At 54.7% G+C, this 2,150-nt stretch carries 2 protein-coding genes; one reads left to right on the top strand and one right to left on the bottom strand.

Going from position 1 to position 2,150, the window contains the following annotated elements; translation table 11 throughout:
- Nucleotides 1-778: aminoglycoside phosphotransferase family protein (locus AC2VLY_RS00010; protein WP_486921559.1), on the bottom strand; the 778-nt coding region annotated here is incomplete at its 3' end.
- Nucleotides 779-807: 29 nt separating this feature from the next.
- Here AC2VLY_RS00010 and AC2VLY_RS00005 point away from each other — a divergent pair.
- Nucleotides 808-2,150: LPS-assembly protein LptD (locus AC2VLY_RS00005; protein ID WP_486921558.1), on the top strand; the 1,343-nt coding region annotated here is incomplete at its 3' end.

Raw genomic sequence — 2,150 nt, 5'->3', positions numbered from 1 at the left:
CCTGAAAATCCAGAATCCATTGGTGCCGGCGGGCAGAGCCCCAATCCCAGTAACGATCCCAAAGCAAGGAGGCCAGATCATAGGTCCAGGGGCCGGTCACAGCGTCCTGAAAATCAATCATCACCAAGCGCCGGGGATCAGGCTGCAGCATGAGATTGCGGGCGTGGAAATCCCGATGGACCCATACCTGAGGCTGATTGAGAGCATTATCCTGCAACAGTGCAAAAAGCCTTTGCAAGTTCTGCTGCGCTTCTTCATCCGGCGTCACCCCCAGATGCCTGAGCAAATACCAGTCATAAAACAAAGTCAGCTCTTCGCCCAGACGTTGCCTTGAAAAAAACGGTAGACGAGGTCGCGCATCATCCTTTCTGCCCGCGCTTTGCAGGGCAACAATGAGGTCCAGCGCCTGCTGCATCCAGAACTCCGTTTCCGTGCCTGTATCCAGAATGGCCTTGAGATCCGTAGTTCCCAGATCTTCAATGAGCACAAATCCCGGCTGCAACTCCGCTGCCAGAATTTTTGGCACGGGCAGCCCCGCACTTTGCCAGCGCTGCTGAACCCGTAGAAAGGGCAAAATATCCTCAGGTGGTGGCGCATCCATGAACAGCCGCTGGTCCGGCAAACGCCAGTAATGCCGGCCACTGGCATCACCAGGAATGGCCTGGGATTGTCCAGCATCCACGCCCCTGGCCTGCAGCCAGGCTGCTGCATCTGGCGATATTTGTCCGGCCGAAACAGCGGGCGTCAAAATTTTTCTGGTGTTTAGAGATTGCGACATAAAAGCATTTTGTGCGATTTTAGGCGCCTATGAAAAGCCCTCTTCAGCAGGTTCGCAAATTTCGACACGGAAAATCTCTTCCGTCCGGGCACGTTGCTTCTCCACGTCGCCGCATTTGCCTGGCCCTGCTGGCAGCATTGCTATACCCCGGCCTCGCCTGGGCTACGACTGTGGAAAAGCCGGTGACCCTGTATGCCGATCAAGTCAACGGAATGGGCAGTGGGCACTGGACGGCCAAGGGTAATGTCGAAGTACTTTATGGAGATCGGCGGGTTTACGCCGATACGGTGCATTACGACCAGGCCAAAGATGAAATTCTGGCTGATGGCCACGTGCGGATGGTGAGCCCCGGCATGGTCACAGCAGCCCCCCAGGCAACCATTCATCTCAAGGCCAACGAGGGGATAGTCGTACACCCCCGTTATCTGCTCGAAGCCGAGCAGGGACATGGTCATGCAGAAAGTGGTCGCGAGTTGAGCAAGGGTCACTATCAGCTCAATGAGGCTTGCTACACGACCTGCCACGGCAAGGTACCCGCCTGGCAACTGTGGAGCAGTCAGATCGACCTCAATCAGAACGACAACTATGTGACGACCAAAAATACTACGCTGAATGTATCCGGCCTTCCGGTATTCTGGATGCCCTATTTCAGTTTTCCGCTCAAGCGCCACTCCGGTTTTCTGGCCCCGGGCGTAGGTAGTTCCACCGTCAACGGCTTTTATCTGGGCATACCCTACTATTTCGACATTTCCCGCAACCTGGACGACACCTTTACCCTGAATTACTTCTCTCGGCGTGGTGTCATGCTGCAAAATGAATTTCGTTATCTCGAACCGAACTACAGCGGCAAGCTTTTTCTGGATTTGTTGCCTTCGGACCAACTGACCCATAAAAATGTCTGGGCGCTGTCCTGGCAGCACAACCAGAACCTTGGCGACGGCTTCAGTTTCAACGTCAATTACAATCGTGTCAGTTACAAAAATTTTCTTTCCGATTTCGGCGGCACCGCAGGTTTCGGCAGCAGTTTTATTGGCGGCATTGGTAACGCCCCTTACATTACTTCGACTGGCGGCATTTATTACAACAATGCCCACATCAGTGCCGGTGCCGAATTACAGGGTTACCAGGAACTCGCGCCGGACAGCAGCGCGCCTTATGCCCAGTTGCCGCGCATTTATGCGGATGGCTACTGGCGGGTGGGACGCAGCGGCTACTTCAATTGGCATAGCAGCTTCAATTATTTTTCTGCTTCCACCGGACCCATTGGTCAGCGCCTGGATCTGACCCCCACTCTGGGATGGCGCTTCAGCCGGGGTTGGGGCTTCCTCGAACCCCAGGCTCGCCTCTACTACAGCCATTATCAAATTCAACG

The organism is Acidithiobacillus sp. TH-A36, from assembly GCF_057473445.1.
Note: the sequence above shows the minus strand (reverse complement) of the source record. Positions and strands in the feature narration are given on the sequence as shown.